This is a genomic window from Ktedonobacter sp. SOSP1-85, assembly GCF_016587415.1.
Taxonomy (GTDB): domain Bacteria; phylum Chloroflexota; class Ktedonobacteria; order Ktedonobacterales; family Ktedonobacteraceae; genus Ktedonobacter.
In genome coordinates this window covers 514,736-531,897 of record NZ_BNJI01000002.1, presented here as the reverse complement: position 1 = coordinate 531,897, position 17,162 = coordinate 514,736, and the positions used below count along the sequence as shown (strand labels likewise).

Here is a 17,162-nt window from a genome sequence, read left to right as displayed (position 1 = left end):
CCTACATTTATTATACTCTAGCTTCGTTGGTTCACACGCCAGCTGTGTGGTGGCGTGTGACTAACTGTTTGGCTTAGGGACATGAGAATTCGGCATCTACGCCTGAGCCTATGATAAGAAAGCGGGACGGTGGACCGCTTGAGGTTCACCGTCCCGCTTTCTTATGTTCCTTGCTTTTGATGAAGGATGGGCTTACTCACCAGGTATAGAAACTTGCCAGACCATATGTTCCCAATGCCAGGGAAAGCTCGCCTCCATGATGGATCTCATGTTCAAGGACATGCCAGACAATCCACTGTCGGGTGTGCTCAGGCTCTTCTTCTAGCCCTTGATTTTGTAGCCATGCCTGATGAGAGGCCGGAGGTGAAATAAGCTGTTCCAAATCAGCGGAAGTCCAGCGGGTCATGGCAGAAGACATTACGTGCCAGGTCTTCTCGAATATGGCGACCAGTTCTGCGGCCTCATACACAGCTTGCTCGTTTCTGCTCCGTACCTCATGCCAGTGAGCCATATCGGCATTTTCTTCTCCCAGCCACCTGGAGAACCAGGAGACGCGTGCATCGATCATATGGGCGAGAAGTTCTCCGATTGACAAGTAATGTGGTGCAATAGGGAGGGCAAGTTGTTCGGATGAAAGCGATGCGATGGTTGCGATGAGGGCTTGCTGGTAGTTCTCCCAACCTTGTTGGTAAAATGTGACGAGGGGAGATGCCTGTTCTGTCATGGATGCCTGCTCCTTGCTTCCGATGATGTGCTCCCATGAGCGGGAGTGTGAGTATCGTAACATAGAGGAGAGGCCAAAACTTCTTCGATCTTGCTCTTGCCGAACCTATAGTCCCTTTGCCTAAATGGATATATAATACTTTTTCACTCTCGGCTTAAGCCGAGCTGGCGGGCTTTGATGATGGCCTGGGAGCGGTTACGGGCGCCCAGTTTGGAGAAGATATGGTTGATGTGGGTCTTGACGGTAGCTTCACTGACGAAGAGCGTGGCGGCGATCTCAGTGTTGCTCTGTCCTAGCGTGACCAGGCGCACGACCTCCAGTTCGCGCGTGGTCAGCCCCAGTTGCTCCGCCACGCTTAAGGGAGTGGCTTCCAGGGCCGCTGGTCGAGTTTGCAGGCTGGCAAGGAGCTGTGCGGCGCTTGATGCCTGCAAAAGTACCTGGCCACGCGCCACGGCCCGGATGGCGGTACACAACTCCTCCGCGCTGCAATCCTTGAGCAGGTAGCCGGAGGCGCCCGCTCGCATGCCCTCAATCACCAGCTCCGGTGTATCGAAGGTGGTCAGGAGTAGGATGCGTGGCCTCTTGAGCGCCTGTTGGAGAACGCGCTCGGTTGCGGCAATGCCATCGAGCACGGGCATGCGAATATCCATCAGGATGACATCAGGTTCCTGGCTCTCGGCGATCTGGAGCGCGCTCAGCCCGTTCTCGGCCTCGCCAACAAGCTCGATGTCGGGTGCTCCCTCCAGGATGATGCGCAGCCCCTCGCGCATCAGGCGCTGATCATCAACGATGAGAACGCGAATTTTTTCCTCGCTCACGCTGTTCTCTCTTTCTGCATAGCGCTTGCAACAGGCGGTTGTAGTGGTAGGTGGAGCGTGACTGTGAAGCCACCTTCGACGGCGGATCCGGCTACGACCTCGCCGTCCAGGGCTATGGCACGCTCGCGCATGCCCTCGATTCCATGATGCCCACCTACGTTAATACTCTCCGTTTGTGGTGCTGGTTGAGCGCTTCCTTGTCCATTATCGTGTACTGCCAGGCTGAGACTGGTGGCTTGCCAGCGGAGGGTGATCTCGGCTGTCTCGGCCGCTCCATGGCGGTGGGCATTGGTCAGCATCTCGCGCAGGGCCTGGTGCAACGTTTCCCACTGCTGGGCACTTACCTGCTGGGGCGCCCCGCTTTCGCTAAAGTGACAGTGGATGCCGGTTCGCTCATTAAAGGTATTGGCGAGCCGGGAGAGGCTTTCGCCCAGGTTCTCGCTCCTGGCATGTGCCGCTAGCTGTGCTCTGAGCAGGCCAACTGCCTGGCGACTCTCGGTGATGCTCTCGCGCAGGAGCGCCGCCATATCATCTAGCTTGCTCGCCAGGCGCTCGGGATTATGCGTGAGCAGGTGCCGCGCCGCCTGGAGCTGGATCGAGAGCACCGCCAGGGAATGCGAGAGGACATCGTGAATGTCGCGTGCGATTCGCGTCCGCTCATGCTCGGCCGCCAGCTCCGCATTGCGTGCCATCTGCTCCTGTAGCTGCATCTGAACTTCATGCAGGCGCACGACGAGCCGGTATTGCGCACGCAGGTTTAAGCCAAACCAGCATAGCGCCCCCAGGAGGATGAGATTAAAGACGGAGACGCCTGCATAGGCTGGCTGTGGCAGGGGGAGAAAGCTCAGCATCCCATTGGTGTAGGCAAACGCCAGAATGCTTAGGCTCACCAGGGGCAGAGAGCAGCGACGCGGCAGGCGAAAGCAGGTGATCACGCAGAGCGAGTAGAAGCCTACATTTCCCCAGGCGCCCGGAAAGGCGAGATTCAAGATACTGCCCAGACCAAGCACGGTCAGGTAGGCACAGACGACTAGCAGACTATGTTTAAGCAGCCTGGTAACAAGCATCAGCGCCAGAATGCCCGCGAAGAGCAGCTCCATCAATATAACTGTTGTCGCGGGTGTGCGTGTGCCGAGGCCAATAACGACCAGGACACTTACAAGGATCATATCTGAGGTCAGCGCGATCCCTCGCCCAAAGGCAAAGGGGACGCCTGGCCCCAGCCGGACATCGCGCCACCAGCGGCAGGCTTGCCGCTCTTCTCCGGATGCCACCTCAAATATTGCACTCTCCGGTAACAGGTTCATAGCCGCCTTCTCCTATTGAAGCGATAGAAACGCCTTTCTCTATTGTATCGTATTGTAGCGTACCTCATCCGTATTAACATCCACCTCAGGGTTGAGATTATCCACGCGCAAATCTCAACCCTAAGTCATCCCTGGCGCGGATGGATATTCACCCATTTTCTTCTACACTTATCAGCAGAAACAACAAACCTGAGTAATGGATTTACAAAATTGAGGGGAGGTGCAGGAGGGAGACCCTCCTGCCGGGGTGTGGGGTGTCCCCACATTCTTTTCCCCCTTGCCGCCGTAGGCGGCAGAAACAACTTGTATATGTTGGCAGATAATTTAAGAGCAATAAAGAAAGGATTCTAACAATGGAAGAGACATTCGAGTATGGAGAAGAGCAAGCGAGTCATTCTGATGCAACACCTCAACTTAACAGGCCAGTTCCTACGCCTTTACTGGTATGGCTTACCTGTGGAACGCTTGGATCATTGCTTTTCGCGACCACCTACCTGGTTGAGGGGGCCACACGTCCCGATTACAATGCCTTACAGCAGTCGATTAGCTCGCTGAGCCTGGGACCTGGCGGCTGGGTGCAGCAAGTCAATTTTATCGCTTTCGGCTTGAGCGCCATCCTGACCGCTATTGGCTGGCGCGTATTCCTCAAAGGCGGCGTGGGAGCGACCTGGTATCCGATTTTTCGCGCCCTGCAAGGCGTGGCCCTGATTGCCGACGGCATCTTCTCACAGGACCCGGCGTATGGCTATCCCAAGGGCGCGGTCCTCGTGCCTCCCACGCTTCACGGGACGCTACATGTCATCTTTGCCTTCATCTCCCTTATATCTATCGCTTCAGGTTTCTTCGTCCTTGCCCGGCGCTTTACCCGGGAACCCGAATGGCGTGGCTGGGCCACATGGTCGGTAATCACAGGAATCTTAACGATTGTCTTCATTGCCACATTTGGGATGCTCAATGGGCAGCATAGCGAGATCGCTGGCCTCTTTGAACGCCTGTCTACAGCCGCCGCCACCATCTGGGGTATCATCTTCTTCATTCGCCTATGGACTGGCACTGGCTTTGGAGCGTTCCGCCGAGATTAGATTCTCTTCTCTCGTTCTCTACACTTGATCTCACCTGGCGCGTAACATGCCAGGAGCCATCCCCTCTGTGATGATGAGCAAGACATCCTGGGCCATTTGCTCTGAGGTCTTTGTGGTCGTTCCCCGGCTCCACTGGACCGCCGCGCCGAAGATAGCCCAGCTCGCGACCTGCGCGGTCGTTTCCAGCGATACTTGCCTGTGCGTCGTCCCTTGCCTCGCCTGTTTCAACCACGCCAGGAGGAGGGCTGCCAGTTCCTCCTGTATAACCCTTTCGAGCAAGGCGTCCCTGACTGGCGATGGATAGCAAGCGTGAAGCAGCTTCTCGAATCCCTCCAGCACAGTCTGAATGAGCAAGCACAACGTGTCCTTGTCCCAGCGCGACACGGGGGGAAGTCCGTCTAGTATGAGATGCTGAACCTCCTCGCGGAGCAGCGCCTCCAGCAAGTCGTACTTGTCCGCGAAGTGCGCGTAAAAGGTTCCTCGATTGACGTTGGCACGCTCGGCAATATCCCGAATGCTCGTGGCACTGAAGCCCTTCTCTTTCATCACATCAATGGATGCCTGCCGCAACAACTGGCGCGTTCGCTGGACGCTCCGGTCCATGCGCTTCGTAGGGGTCGTCATGACGCTTGCTCCTGTTCCTTTACTGCCGGGTAGCGACCCGACAGATTGACTCTTTTGTTCACTTTCCAACACACATCCGCGATTGCTTATTGATCGCGCGTTCTCTTTCCCCTAGTATGAAAGGCAGCAGTTGAGAAGTCAAGCAGCCGCGATTGGACAAAAGATAATCTTAACAAGCATACAAGGAGGAGATATGAACGCTGAAACTATGAAGGCCATACGCATATATAAGGAAGGAGGGCCTGAAGTCTTAGTGTATGAGGACGTGCCACGTCCCACGGCGGGACCGGGCGAGGTCCTGCTGCGCATTCATGCCGCGAGCATTAATCCCGCTGACTGGCGCGGGCAGAGGGGCTTTCCCGACATTCCGGAGAAGTTCCGGCCTCGCGTCGCCCGTCCGAGTATTCCGGGTTTCGATGCCTCTGGCATTGTCGAGGCGGCGGGACCGGGCGTGAGCGAGTTCCGCGAGGGCGACGCCGTCTTCGGCATGATCCGCTTCCCCGAACGGGCCTCGACCTACGCCGAGTATACCACGGCCCCTGTGACGCAACTGGCCCGCAAGCCAGCGACCATCGACCATCTCCAGGCGGCGGCAATCCCGATGGCTGGATTGACAGCCTGGCAGGAACTCTTTGACCAGGCAAATCTACAAGCCGGGCAAACGGTCCTGATCAACGGCGCGGCGGGCGGCGTCGGTCACTTCGCGGTCCAACTGGCAAAGGTCAGGGGAGCGCGGGTCATCGGAGTAGCGTCAGGCCGTCACGCCGACTTCCTGCGCGACCTGGGCGTCGATCAATTCATCGACTACACAACTACACCTGTAGAACAGGCGGCGCGCGATGTCGACCTGCTCATCGATATGGTGGGAGGCGCGAACAGCGACAGGCTGCTCGCTACGCTCAGGCGCGGTGGAACGCTGATCCCGGTGAACTTCAACTACTACACGCCCGAACGGGTCGCCGAGGCTGGCGTGCTCGTCAAGGGCAAGCGAGTACAGGTCGATGTGGGCCAGCTAGCCGAAATCGCCAGGCTGGTTGGTGAGGGACGCGTGCGTGTCGCCTTCGAGACGATTTTGCCGCTCGCGGAGGCGCGCAAGGCACACGAGATCGCCGAGGCGGGCCATGTGCGCGGCAAAATAGTCCTCCGCGTCATCGAGTAAGCTATGTATGAGGAAGCGTGCGGCAGAGGATGTTCACGCTCCCTCATATGATCGGTACAAAACACCGGTGGAGAGCTGTTGTAATACGCGCTGGTTAGGAATATTCCCATAGGATATGCTGGCCCAATTAAAGATCTTCCCCTGCTTTTTCACCACTATGACCGTCCTCCCGAATTGTATCTCCTCGACCTCGTTCCAGGGCAGAAACTTCGTGTTGTAGGTAAGGCCAGATAGATCGAGGGTCAATGGCCCAAAGTAAAGTGGTTGCCCCTGCTGATAGGAGGCCCGCGCTTGCGGAAAGAGCAGGCGCGCGGTCTCCTCCTCGATCATACTTCCCAGTTTTTGATTTGTGCGGAAGAAGAAACCAAGCTTAAACTCGCTGCCATCTTTCCGCTGAAGAGTGTAGGAGTGCGTAATACTATTTTTGTTCCGCGTCACCTTATGCCAGACAATGGCTATCTCCTCCCAACGAACGGCCTCGACGCCATTGGTACGCACCGCAAGCAGCCCGTGCTCATAGACATATATGCGCCTGTTGCGCCCTCTATAGAGGACAATTATGACCGTAAGGCAGCCCAGGATGACCAGTCCACAGATAGAGAGCCACGTGGTGGCGAATGACGCATCGTTGATAGGATAGCGATAAAAGTTTATAAACAGCATTACAATAGGAAACGAGCTCCAAATGAATATATACATCCAGATATTGGGCGTGAATTCTTTACGCAGTTCCCCTAGTTGATAGGTCTCTGCCAGCCCTTGAGACTCATAGAAGCGGGAATCTAATGGTATAGGTTTCATTCTTTCCTCATCTGCACAGAAAAGGGCAGGATAGGTATATGCTTGCACGCCTTTTCTTTCTATTACTTTCTAATAGACGCAGATCCTATGCGAAACTCAAACAGTGTAGGACAAGCCTCGGCGCTAATAAATTACGCGCCTACATATCAAGGACGAGATGCCCCGTACCTTGATATGTAGACGCGTGCTTTAGCAGCGTCGGTCGAGAGCACGCTACTTCTCCTTAAAGCGTCATCCACCCGGAGCGCATCTCCCAGTGCTTGCCAGCCTGTAGATGCTCGACGACGGCCCGTTCCAGCGTTGTGCGCGTCGGTAATTGATCGACCGACGTCCCATCTTGTCTGAAGACGAACCAGATCACGTCCTCATCGCCGATTTCGCCGCCGGGAACAAGGTTGAAGTGTCGCTGGAAGCGCACGATGTTGGCTGTGGGTGGGAGATAGTCCGCAAGTTGGGGATCAAGCAGCCATGAGTTACAGCGCGCAAAGAGATATTGTTTCTCGGGAAAGTGGCGGGCGAAGAACTCGCGGGCCCAGGCAAGCGAGGCGTCGCAGGCTGCCGGGTCTATTGATCCTCCTGATTCGGGAATATGGATGGAGAGCGCGGGCGCCTCAGGGAAGGGCTTTGGTTCGGGCAGATTATCGCCGTTCGCCTCATCATAGATTGGCCATTTGGGGGAGAAGCGCCACAGCTCAAACTGGAGGCGGCCCAGCCGGTAGATGATCCCGCGAAAGTGTAGCGTCAGCCATATGTGGCTGTATAGGCCCGCGTTACCATACACACGTCGGTGGATGGCGATATGTTCACCTAGATCGGCAAGGGTCGCCCAGGAGACCGCGTCCTCAATGCCCCGCTCCTGGTGCCATTGGCGCACAGCAGGCACGGTTGCCAGGTAGACATAGATAAAGAAGAGCCTGCCCAAGGCTCCCAGGTGAGATGGGAGGCGGTGCCACTGACCATAAAGGGAGATATCCGATCTCCCCATGAGCGTCACCAGCTGCCTATGACAGTGTTGCAACAGCCACCACAGCTCTGGATTGCGCTCAGGTGAGGGCCAGTTGGCGCGCAGCTCCTCCCCAGCCTCCGGCGCGATGCCCAGGTGCGCGAATAGCTCATCAATCTCATGCTCATCAGGTAAACTTGAGGGCAGCGTAGGCGCCCCAATACGCTCCAACTCCGCCAGCCAGGGCGCGAACTCTTCGCCCAGCCCCAGCCCGGTGCTTACAGCCTCCGCGTTAAGATCCAACCAGTTCATAACCAACTCCTTCTGCTCATCATTTTCCTCTGCATATGATACTATTAAGGAGCACATTGAAGAAAGAGGCAGAAAAGATGCTCGATCACATGACGAAGCTAATTGCTGAACGCATCGCCCCCTGGGGCAAGGTCCCGCTCCTGCAAGAGATCTTTCAGAGCGAAGAGCCAGCGACGGTAGCACGCCATATCTATGAGTTCTGTGACGCGGAGCTGGGCCAGCAGCCAGCCGAGGCGCTCTTCTTCTTCTGTAGTATCGGCGTCGTCTTTGGGCTAGAGATGCCTGGCGGGCAGCGTATCGTCATCAAGGCCCATAAGCCTGAGCGCCCCCTTACGTTCTTGACCCAGATGGGAAACGTGCAGCGCTATTTAGTTGAGCGGGGCTATCCCTGTCCACGGCCTATCTTAGGACCGCGTCCACTGGGGAGGGGGCTGGCAACCATTGATGAACTGATCGATGAGGGCGTATTCAGGGACGCGCATGAGCCGGTGATTCGTAAGGCCATTGCCACAGCTCTTCATGAATTGATCCAGCTCCTGCGCCATGTAGAGCAGGCTGGCATTGATCCAACGCCCTTTGACCTGCGTCTCCCGTCCGATGTTCTCTGGCCCAAACCGCATAATGCCATCTTTGACTTTGAGGCCACGCGCGAGGGCGCGGAGTGGATTGACGAACTGGCCTGGAAGGTCAAAAGAATCATCGAAGCCGACGAGCAAGCACCTGTCCTGGCTCACGGCGACTTCTCGGCTAACCAGATGCGCTTCATGAACGATCACCTGCGCATGGTCTACGACTGGGATAGCCTCACCCTGCGCTCGGAGCTGGTCAGCGTCGGCGCCACCGCCTCCACCTTCACCTATAGCGAGCAGCCAGGCATAACCAACGTCGAGACTACCCACGCGGACGCCGCAGCCTTTATCGCCGACTACGAAGCGGCGCGCCAGCAGCCATTCACCCCGGAGGAGCAGCGCATCATTCAAGCGGCCACACTCTTGGGACAGCTCTACAGCGCCCGTTGCCAGCACGCCCTGCACCCCCACGAGCACAAATACTCCCGCACCTGGTACGAACAGATGTGTGCCGAGTATGGGACCATCCTTTAATACTTTGGGTACATAATTCGATGTAGATGTGTACAGAATGTGGGCAGATGCCCACATTCTGTACACATCTACATCGAATTATATTTTTACATTGCAGAGGGCAAACGCCTGCTTGAGTGCTGTGAGTGGGTCCCCAAGGGGTACGAACTCCTGGCCGAGGTAGCCCTCGTAGCCGGTGGCGAGAATTGTGCGTACAATGGGTGGATAGTTGAGTTCCTGGGTTTCGTCAAGCTCGTGGCGGCCAGGATTGCCCGCCGTATGGTAGTGAGCGAAATACGTGTGGTGGTCCTGAATGGTGCGTATAATGTCGCCTTCCATGATCTGCATGTGGTAAATATCATACAGCAGCTTGACGCGTGGCGAATTGACCATGCGGCAGACCTCGATTCCCCAGGCAGACTTATCACACTGGTAATCGGGGTGGTCGACCTTGCTATTTAGCAGCTCCATAACCAGGGTGACGCCAGCGTCCTCGGCGATCCTGGCGACACGGCTCAGGCCCTCTGCCGTGATTTCGGCCCCGGTTCTGTCGTCAAGCCCCTGGCGGTTCCCACTGAAGACGATTACATTGGGGATGCTCCATTTTTCCGCCTGCTCGATGGTGGCGCGGATATCCCGCTCCAACTGTGCATGATGCTCGCGCCGGTTGAGCCCCCGCTCAATGGAGAGACCGCCATTGGTCGAGGCGATAGTTAGGCCGAACTCCTTGACCAGGGGCCAGTATTCTGGCTCGATCAGCTCAACAGCTTGATAGCCAATGTCGGCGCTGGCCTGTAGTAACTCGCGGGGCGTCATGCCCCTGTTGGCGAAACACCACCAGGAAACCGCTTGCTTGATGCTGCCCATATGAGATTCATTCTCCTTCTCTTGCTGGCTATGTGTAGGTTCATGCTGGCATGGACTGCGAGCTGGCTATGTGTAGGGTCCATGCTGGCATGGACTGCGAGCGAAGCGATATGCTCCAGCGTCGGGATGTCGGCCTGCGGGCCTCGCGAGTCTATGCCAGCATGGACCCTACAGATTATGTGAATTCACCATTTAGCGCCCGGCGACGGGGATTTTTTCCACGGCCGGGAGTAGCTCAGTAGCGAGGAGATCAAAGGTCGCGGGATCGGCGGGGGCGCCAATCATGACTTCATCGATGCCAAGCTCGGCCAGGGCCCTGAATGTGTTGAGTACTGCCGGGTCCAGGTGCCCATTATGCGCTGTAGGCGCTAGCATGAGCGTGGTCTTCTGGATCTGCTCGTAGGGGCGATTCAAGTCCTCGCAATGCTTATGCAGAGCCTCCAGCTTGGCGCGCATGTCGTCAAGATTTTGTGCAAAGCCAATACTGACCACGTCAGCGTACCTGGCCATCAGGCGTAGCATCCTGTTGCCCTGGCCCGCGATCAAGATGGGGGGATGGGGCCGCTGGATATAGAAGGGGTCGCCCAGGGTGCTTGCGAGCTGATAATATTTCCCCTCAAAGGGCTTATCCTCGCCTGACCAGAGCTGCAGAGCCATCTGGAGCACCTCTTCTAAACGTGTCACGCGCTCGCCTGCCGGGGGAAAGGGCAGACCCATGCGCTGGTGCTCATCGGCGCCAAAACCAGGACTCGCGCCCAGGCCCAGGTATGCCCGGCCATTTGAGAGCGCGTCCAGGGTATCCGCCGTCTTCACCAGGACTGCCGGGTAGCGCATGGTGATGCCAGAGACCATGGTGCTAAGTTTAATGTGGCTGGTGCGAGCCGCGATAAAGGCCAGCACGCTCCAGGCCTCATAAAAATCGGTCACGGCCGGTACCGAACTACTCTCATCTCTTCTGAGCCAGGGCGTACTCTCTGGCCGTAGCGAGAAGTGGTCCGGCACTGTCAGCGTTGAGAAGCCTGCCAGGTCCGCCTGTTCGGCCAGGCCAATAAGATAATCGCTAAGAGAGCGATTTTGAGTTTTCGTTATGCCTACTTGCAATCCTAAACGCATAGTTTCCTCCTAAGAAAAGCAGGCGCTCCGCATAAGCGTGTGCCTGCCACACTCCTTGCATTATCGCACAAACATGGGTGTCACCTGGAGTACTAGTGAGGAGTGCCAAAAGATTGCGCATTCACTTAGCTGAGGTCTGGTCATACATCATCAGACTGCTTTGGGAAGACGGTGAATGTTCAGATTCGCAGGCGCGTCGGCGCAGCAGCGGCTCGCGAATCGCCGTTGCATCCAGCTTGCTCGCGCCGAGAAACCTCACGAATCGCGCAAACCCACAAGCCAATGCCTCCGCAAAGTCCTCATCGTTGCCGAGAGCCTCATCCTCCAGCCACAAGCCCAGGATGACAAACGTGTTGGTCGTCCGGTCGAGTTTGCTGTCGAACCGCGCGACGAGCCGGTCACCCCACAAAATCGGCAACGTGTAGTAGCCGAACTTGCGCTGGTGCTCAGGCTTGTAGACCTCCCACACGTAGTCGAAGCCGAACAACACTTTGGCTCGCCCTCGTGCACTGACGTGATCGAGCGGCGCGAGGAAGACGACCTCTTGAGTCGTGGTTGTCTCCAAAGGCGTCCAGGCCTTCGGCACGCGCCCAGCGCTCACATCGCCCAGCACCGCGGCGTCGCTCCCGAGCGCGTAGTGCACCCTTTTCCAGCCTTCAACCTGCACCTCGATGAGGTCGCCGTCGGCCAACATCGCCTCGAGCAGCTTCTTCGCTGCACGATCCGACTCGCCGTGCCCGCGAAACGACTCGGCCACACGGCTCGGTTGCGACAGGCCTGAGAAGCTGACATCCTTCTTGATCAAGAAGCGGTCAGCCTCGGCCTCGTCGCTTTCGCACATGAGATGCGCAGGCGCGACCGTTTCCGTGAGTGCGTACACGCGCTCGAAGTTCTTGCGGTGGTGCGTCATCACTTCGCCGGTGCGCCAGAGATAATACAAGGCCAACGCGCTGTCCTTGCGGCCGCGATAACTCTGTGTTCGTGTTCGCGTCGCCATCTTGAAGTCGCGGTTGCTCACAGTGCCGCGCTCGCGCAAGATGGCCCGCATTTCGACGATGGCATCGGCGTGTTCGCGCGCCATGCGGCGAATGCGCGAGTCGCCATAGTCGCCATCGCGCTCGCGGCGCATGACCACGCGCCAATGCGGCAGCTCGTCCATCGGCCGGACGGCCAGCCAGCCACCCCAGTCAAAGAACTTGCGCTGCTGATAGGCCAGGTCTTCCCACATGCCAGGCGTGTAATCGAGGACGCGGCTGTGCAGCTTAATGTCCTGGCTGCGAGCGATGATGTGCAGCGGGTCGAGTTGCAGGTATTCCATCGCATGCATGGCCTGCTCGGTGCCCTCGATGCCTCGCCAGCGCCGTCCGGGCCACAAGCCCTGTTTGCCGAGAATGAAGCGACGGGCTGTCTCGATGTTGATGGTTAGCATAATGACCTCTTGGAAAGTCTCGCAACCAGACCTGTCTGATAGTGTTCGCTAGAGAGAGTATGTTGTGGTAGATTGAAGCTGTAAGGGGTCTGATCACTCATGAAAAAGAAACCTTCTTTTTGTGAAGATGAGTAATAGGGAGAGGAATGCTCAAGAAATATGGTATGGTGCTTGCTTGACACTCTCAAAATGTTTGAGATATGAAGCGTGAAATAAAAGCATATTCCTCTGCAGGAATGTAACAGAACTCTTGAAGAATGTAAAGCGTTTAGAGAAGTGTGTAGGGAGGCTGATCCCTGACTGTTGACGGACGCCGCTGATGCTCTTTAGTTGACGGTACTTGGGGCGCGTGGACATCGTAAATTTCCAGGCTAATTGCAGCGTTGGTCAGATAGCACAATGAAAGGAAGCTCGTCTATGTCCTTGAGGACAGCGGTAGTGCAACTCAATTCACAGGATGATCCCGAGGCGAATATGGCAGCGGTCGCGCGGCTTTTAGATAGGGCCGCAGAACTGGGGGCTCAGTTTGCCGCCTTACCTGAACTCTGGACCTACCTGGGGCCTTACGCGGGGTATGAGCACGCGGCGCAAACGCTTTCTGGCCCCGCGATCCAGCTCTTGCAGGAGAAGGCGCGCAAACATAAGATGATCATCCATGGCGGGAGCATCGTGGAGCCGCATCCATCCTTAGAGGGAAAGTTCTATAATACGTCTGTGCTTATCAACCGGGATGGTGAGATTGTCGCAACCTATCGCAAGATCCACCTCTTCGATGTTGACCTCGCCGATGGTGAGAAACACCATGAGTCTGATCGCATAGTAGCAGGCGATCAGGTTACAACGGCAGAGATAGATGGTATTACCTTTGGCCTGAGTGTCTGCTATGACCTGCGCTTCCCTGAACTCTATCGCTCATTGGCGCTTCAGGGGGCACAGATCTTGCTGGTCCCCGCTGCCTTTACGTTGCATACAGGACGCGACCATTGGGAGATATTGTTGCGTGCGCGGGCCATTGAGAATCTCTGCTACGTGGTCGCGCCCGCCCAGGTTGGCAAGCATCCATATGATAAGCAGTGCTACGGACGCGCTATGGTCGTTGATCCCTGGGGAATCGTGCTTGCCCAGGCGCAGGATAGGCCTACTGTCGTTGTTGCCGACATCGACCTCTCCCAGATCGAGCGTACGCGTGCACAGATTCCTTGCCTGGAGCATCGCAAACCCCAGATATATCGCTTGTAAAGGACAAATCACGTATGGCAAAATTTCATCATCGCCCGCCCCCCTCTTTCTCGACGCTCCTGGCAGGTCCACGGTCCCGCGACGAATCTGGCTTTCTCTCTGATCGTTTCCAGATTAACTATTTCAATCCACCAGGACATCTTCGGGTTGCTCAATCTGGATTGAACTGAAGGCAATCGAATCGTACTTTGCCAAAAACGGCAGGAAATCAAAAGCATTGAGTGGAGATATATATATGCAGCAAGAAAGAAAGAGGCAGGAGTCTATTTCATCACGTATGTCTCTTAGTACAAATTAACGCCATTCTCGCGTAGCCGCTTGAAGGCGCGTAGCTCGCCAGCCGCGTACTCAGGTTCGCCGGGGAGTCCGCTGGCCACGGCGGCATAGTGACGGCGCATCTCCTCGCGTAGGCGCCAGCGAATAAAAGGAATAAAGTGGCTCACGTCAAAGTGCTGCTTTAACGCGTTATTAATGTTTGTATAAAGAATATACGTTATACTTATGCAGAGAACCATAAAAATTCTCTCTTCTATTTTGCCTCTGGTGTCATTCCTCTCTTAACCAAAGAGGGTACGCTTTTCATTCAGAAAGGGAGTTTTGTATGAAAAGATTGTTCCTACTCATCCGAGATTTTGGCGTCAAAAGGCGCTTCTTGCTCGCCCTCGTCCTTGTATTTCTGCTTGTGGTTGTAGGCGTGGGGTATTCGTACAACTCGCTTGTCAGCGCGAAGCTCGCACAGCCACAGGACCTGCAAGATGCTGAAGCAGACCATGAGAGCCTTAGATCTCAACCATTGAGCAGCACGGGAAGCTGTGGTGTGGAGCGCTGGGCGGTCAAAACAGGTACGGATGCCGATATTGGCCTGGTCAATCTCCAGTCAATCACCCCAACCACGATTGCCACCTTAACTGCCTTGTCCGCGCCAGGCACTCTGCCAGCCAATAACCGTATCCAGCCAACCGAAACCACCGTCTACCAGGTCCAGGGAACACTGACACAATACAAGTTGGAGAGCGACTCCGACTATCACCTGATCCTCAGCGATACATCGGGCAAGACCATGATTGTCGAGATTCCAGATCCAGCCTGCGTCGGCTCCTCCAGCCCGTTGATGTCGGATATTCAGAAGGCCCGCACGGCCTTTGATGCCCGCTATAACGTTACGAGTAGCTTCCAGACTGCCAATGTCCCTGTGACCGTTACTGGTGTCGGCTTCTTTGACTTCCTGCATGGTCAGACGGGCGTTGCCCCCAACGGTATTGAACTGCATGCCATCCTTGATATTCAGTTTGGCAGCGGTAGCGGCGGAACGCCAACCCCCACTCCAACGCATACGCCATCTACTACACCTACGCCCTCTCCAACTGGGACGCCGACGGGCAGCAACCTGATTCAAAATGGTGGTTTTGAGGCGAGCGGCAACTGGACCTACTCGGGTTCGCCTAATCCGGTACGCTCGACCACTCAGAAACACAGTGGAAGCTACTCGTTGCGTGTCGGTGCCACCAGTGGTCAGCAAGGGGATTCAATCGCCTACCAGATGGTGACTATTCCCAGTACCTCTACCAGCGCGTCGCTCAGCTTCTACTACTGGCCAACTACCAATGACTCTAGCACGTATGCCTGGCAGGAGGTAGACGTCATTAACAGCAGCGGACAGGTCGTGCAGCAGCTCTTTAAGAAGACTGCTAATGACCGCGCCTGGGTGCAGGCAACCTTCAATCTCTCCAGCTATGCGGGCCAGACGATTGGCATCCGCTTCCTGGACCACGAGAACTCTAACAGCCAGTCCTACTATGGATATATGTATGTCGATGACGTGTCTCTGACCGCGAACTAAAATCACGCCGGGCGTCAAAGCAGTCGAAGCACAACAAAGAGAGAGGCATTCTTAACTCACTGAGAATGCCTCTCTACTTTTCTTCATTGAGCTTTACACGCTCTGCCAGTGCTTGAGGCCAGGCATAGCTATGCTGCGTGGCCATGTTGCTACATACTTCATAGGCCAGGTTGGCAGCATTTTTAAGGGCATCGGCTCTATGCCAGTGCGAGGTAGCGCCAGCTTCCAGTCTGAGAAGCCTGATGAGTGGAGGCACAATGGTGACATGAAAGAGCTGACGCGCTCCCCACTTAACTCTATGCCACGGCGTACCGCTCTAATGGGCAGGGGAATAACTGGCCTTTCAGACAAGGCGGGATGCTCATTTGTGCCTTAAACTCTTTTGTAACGAGGCCAAGCTTTCCTTAAAGGCTATAAAGAGTATGCAACTGTTTCCCAAAAAGTGGGAAACAGGGATCAATCATGGGCAAGACGCCACGCTTTCGGGCTTCTTGACAGGTGAGAACATTTGTCCTATACTGAAGAAAATATGAGGTAAGAGAAAGAGCAGAACCGCATGATTCGTGCCCATAAGATCAGACTGCATCCCACACCTGAGCAGGCCAACTCCTTTGCTCGTGCCGCAGGCGTTGCTCGCTTTGTGTGGAATTGGGCGCTGGCTGAATGGAACCGCCAATATGAGGCCGGAGAAAAAACCACCGCCTTGAAACTCAAGAAGCAATTCAACGAGATTCGGCGGGTGCAATTCCCCTGGACATGGGAGGTGACGAAGAACGCCTCAGATCAGCCCTTTCTCGATCTGGGAAAAGCCTTCACCGCGTTTTTTGAAGGGAAAGCCAAACGCCCCACGTTCAAGCGCAAGAAAACAAGCAAACCCTCCTTTTACCTTGCCAACGATCAATTCCAGTTGGGGGATCATCGCATGTGGATCCCCAAGCTCGGATGGGTCAATCTGGCTGAGAAGCTGCGGTTTGTGGGCCGCGTGAAAGGGGCGCGCATCACCAAAACAGCGGATTGGTGGTTTGTTTCCATCCAGGTCGAGATCCCTGATCCCATCGCGGTGAAGAAACCAGCCGCCGTGGGTATCGATGTGGGGCTCAACCGCCTGGCCACCTTGAGTACAGGAGAGGAAGTCGAAAACCAAGCCTTCCTCAAAACCGCCCTCAAGAAATTGCGTCAGGCCAACAAACGCCTGCATCGCCGAAAACTGGGATCCGCGAATCGGGAGAAAGCGCGCCGACAGGTCGCCCGTCTGCATTATCGCATCACGTGCTTGCGCCAGGATGTCCTTCAGAAGCTCACAACCAAGCTGGCAGACAGTTACGGGATCATCGGAGTGGAAGATCTCCACCTCAAGGGACTGCTCAAGAATCGCCGTCTCGCTCGCTCGTTCGCCGATGCCTCGCTGGGCACCCTCAGACGTCTGCTCGAGGCAAAAGCGGTGCAACGTGGGGGACAGGTGATCAAGGTGGACCGTTTCTTTCCTTCCAGCAAGACCTGTCATTGCTGCGGTTGGACGTGGGAAGTGATGAGGCTCAAGGATCGCATCTTTGTGTGCCAGAATCCTGCTTGCCCGTATGATCAGTTTGCGCAGGATCGAGATCACAACGCTGGTCAGAATGTGTTACGGGAAGCCCTTCGCTTGATCGGGCTCATTGATCAAGCCGTCTCCGGTACTGGCTCGGACGAAGACGCAAACTTGCCTGCGGACGCGGGGTAAGGCCAAAGGGCTTCGGCCCGGAGGCACCTACGGATGAAACAGGAACAACGAAATTCGGTGCAAACGTGTGCTTGCATACGTTTGCATAGGAAAATCGGAGCA

At 56.0% G+C, this 17,162-nt stretch carries 17 protein-coding genes; 7 read left to right on the top strand and 10 right to left on the bottom strand.

Annotation, left to right across the window (positions count from 1 at the left end; all coding sequences use genetic code 11):
* Nucleotides 1-196: 196 nt before the first annotated feature.
* The 3 genes from KTE_RS30545 to KTE_RS30535 all read right to left on the bottom strand — a co-directional run bounded on the left by KTE_RS30545 (nucleotide 197) and on the right by KTE_RS30535 (nucleotide 2,849).
* Nucleotides 197-724 (bottom strand): DinB family protein, encoded by a 528-nt coding sequence (locus KTE_RS30545; protein WP_201388184.1) that lies wholly within the window; start codon nucleotides 722-724, stop codon nucleotides 197-199.
* 143 nt (nucleotides 725-867) lie between these two features.
* Complete coding sequence (locus tag KTE_RS30540) at nucleotides 868-1,542, bottom strand: response regulator transcription factor (protein WP_236600742.1); 675 nt, start codon at nucleotides 1,540-1,542, stop codon at nucleotides 868-870.
* Complete coding sequence (locus KTE_RS30535; RefSeq protein WP_201388182.1) at nucleotides 1,539-2,849, bottom strand: sensor histidine kinase; 1,311 nt, start codon at nucleotides 2,847-2,849, stop codon at nucleotides 1,539-1,541. The genes KTE_RS30540 and KTE_RS30535 overlap by 4 nt, the downstream gene beginning before the upstream one ends.
* A gap of 353 nt (nucleotides 2,850-3,202) precedes the next feature.
* Here KTE_RS30535 and KTE_RS30530 point away from each other — a divergent pair, with 353 nt between their 5' ends.
* Complete coding sequence (locus KTE_RS30530; RefSeq protein WP_201388180.1) at nucleotides 3,203-3,931, top strand: DUF998 domain-containing protein; 729 nt, start codon at nucleotides 3,203-3,205, stop codon at nucleotides 3,929-3,931.
* 30 nt (nucleotides 3,932-3,961) lie between these two features.
* On the opposite strand, the gene KTE_RS30525 is transcribed toward KTE_RS30530, so the two are convergent.
* On the bottom strand, nucleotides 3,962-4,555 hold the full coding sequence (locus KTE_RS30525; protein ID WP_201388178.1) for a TetR/AcrR family transcriptional regulator: 594 nt from the start codon (nucleotides 4,553-4,555) through the stop codon (nucleotides 3,962-3,964).
* A gap of 193 nt (nucleotides 4,556-4,748) precedes the next feature.
* Between KTE_RS30525 and KTE_RS30520 the strand changes: the two genes are divergently transcribed.
* Nucleotides 4,749-5,714 carry an NADP-dependent oxidoreductase gene (locus KTE_RS30520; protein ID WP_201388176.1) on the top strand — a complete coding sequence of 322 codons (966 nt, stop codon included), beginning with the start codon at nucleotides 4,749-4,751 and terminating at the stop codon, nucleotides 5,712-5,714.
* Nucleotides 5,715-5,747: 33 nt separating this feature from the next.
* Here the strand turns inward: KTE_RS30520 and KTE_RS30515 are convergent, their stop codons facing one another.
* Both KTE_RS30515 and KTE_RS30510 read right to left on the bottom strand, forming a co-directional pair.
* On the bottom strand, nucleotides 5,748-6,515 hold the full coding sequence (locus tag KTE_RS30515; RefSeq protein WP_201388174.1) for a DUF6585 family protein: 768 nt from the start codon (nucleotides 6,513-6,515) through the stop codon (nucleotides 5,748-5,750).
* Nucleotides 6,516-6,738: 223 nt separating this feature from the next.
* Entirely contained in the window at nucleotides 6,739-7,770 is a 1,032-nt protein-coding gene (locus KTE_RS30510; protein WP_201388172.1) for an acyltransferase domain-containing protein, read from the bottom strand.
* 89 nt (nucleotides 7,771-7,859) lie between these two features.
* Here KTE_RS30510 and KTE_RS30505 point away from each other — a divergent pair, with 89 nt between their 5' ends.
* Nucleotides 7,860-8,873 (top strand): phosphotransferase, encoded by a 1,014-nt coding sequence (locus tag KTE_RS30505; RefSeq protein ID WP_201388170.1) that lies wholly within the window; start codon nucleotides 7,860-7,862, stop codon nucleotides 8,871-8,873.
* A 78-nt stretch (nucleotides 8,874-8,951) separates the two neighbouring features.
* Here KTE_RS30505 and KTE_RS30500 read toward each other — a convergent pair whose 3' ends face one another.
* From KTE_RS30500 to KTE_RS30490, 3 genes are all read right to left on the bottom strand, one after another.
* Complete coding sequence (locus KTE_RS30500) at nucleotides 8,952-9,719, bottom strand: hydroxypyruvate isomerase family protein (RefSeq protein ID WP_201388168.1); 768 nt, start codon at nucleotides 9,717-9,719, stop codon at nucleotides 8,952-8,954.
* A gap of 192 nt (nucleotides 9,720-9,911) precedes the next feature.
* Nucleotides 9,912-10,832 (bottom strand): LLM class flavin-dependent oxidoreductase, encoded by a 921-nt coding sequence (locus tag KTE_RS30495; RefSeq protein WP_201388166.1) that lies wholly within the window; start codon nucleotides 10,830-10,832, stop codon nucleotides 9,912-9,914.
* Between the two features lie 121 nt (nucleotides 10,833-10,953).
* Complete coding sequence (locus tag KTE_RS30490; RefSeq protein ID WP_201388164.1) at nucleotides 10,954-12,261, bottom strand: winged helix-turn-helix domain-containing protein; 1,308 nt, start codon at nucleotides 12,259-12,261, stop codon at nucleotides 10,954-10,956.
* Between the two features lie 417 nt (nucleotides 12,262-12,678).
* Between KTE_RS30490 and KTE_RS30485 the strand changes: the two genes are divergently transcribed.
* Both KTE_RS30485 and KTE_RS30480 read left to right on the top strand, forming a co-directional pair.
* A complete protein-coding gene (locus KTE_RS30485) occupies nucleotides 12,679-13,500 on the top strand; it encodes a carbon-nitrogen hydrolase family protein (RefSeq protein ID WP_201388162.1) in 822 nt (273 codons plus the stop codon).
* 14 nt (nucleotides 13,501-13,514) lie between these two features.
* Nucleotides 13,515-13,670 carry a hypothetical protein gene (locus KTE_RS30480; protein WP_201388160.1) on the top strand — a complete coding sequence of 52 codons (156 nt, stop codon included), beginning with the start codon at nucleotides 13,515-13,517 and terminating at the stop codon, nucleotides 13,668-13,670.
* Between the two features lie 114 nt (nucleotides 13,671-13,784).
* Here KTE_RS30480 and KTE_RS30475 read toward each other — a convergent pair whose 3' ends face one another.
* Nucleotides 13,785-13,943: a hypothetical protein gene (locus KTE_RS30475; RefSeq protein ID WP_201388158.1), complete on the bottom strand. Its 159-nt coding sequence runs from the start codon at nucleotides 13,941-13,943 to the stop codon at nucleotides 13,785-13,787.
* 158 nt (nucleotides 13,944-14,101) lie between these two features.
* Between KTE_RS30475 and KTE_RS30470 the strand changes: the two genes are divergently transcribed.
* Nucleotides 14,102-15,340, top strand: a complete 1,239-nt coding sequence (locus KTE_RS30470; RefSeq protein WP_201388156.1) for a hypothetical protein — start codon at nucleotides 14,102-14,104, stop codon at nucleotides 15,338-15,340.
* A gap of 556 nt (nucleotides 15,341-15,896) precedes the next feature.
* On the top strand, nucleotides 15,897-17,060 hold the full coding sequence (locus tag KTE_RS30465; protein ID WP_201388154.1) for an RNA-guided endonuclease TnpB family protein: 1,164 nt from the start codon (nucleotides 15,897-15,899) through the stop codon (nucleotides 17,058-17,060).
* Nucleotides 17,061-17,162 lie beyond the last annotated feature (102 nt).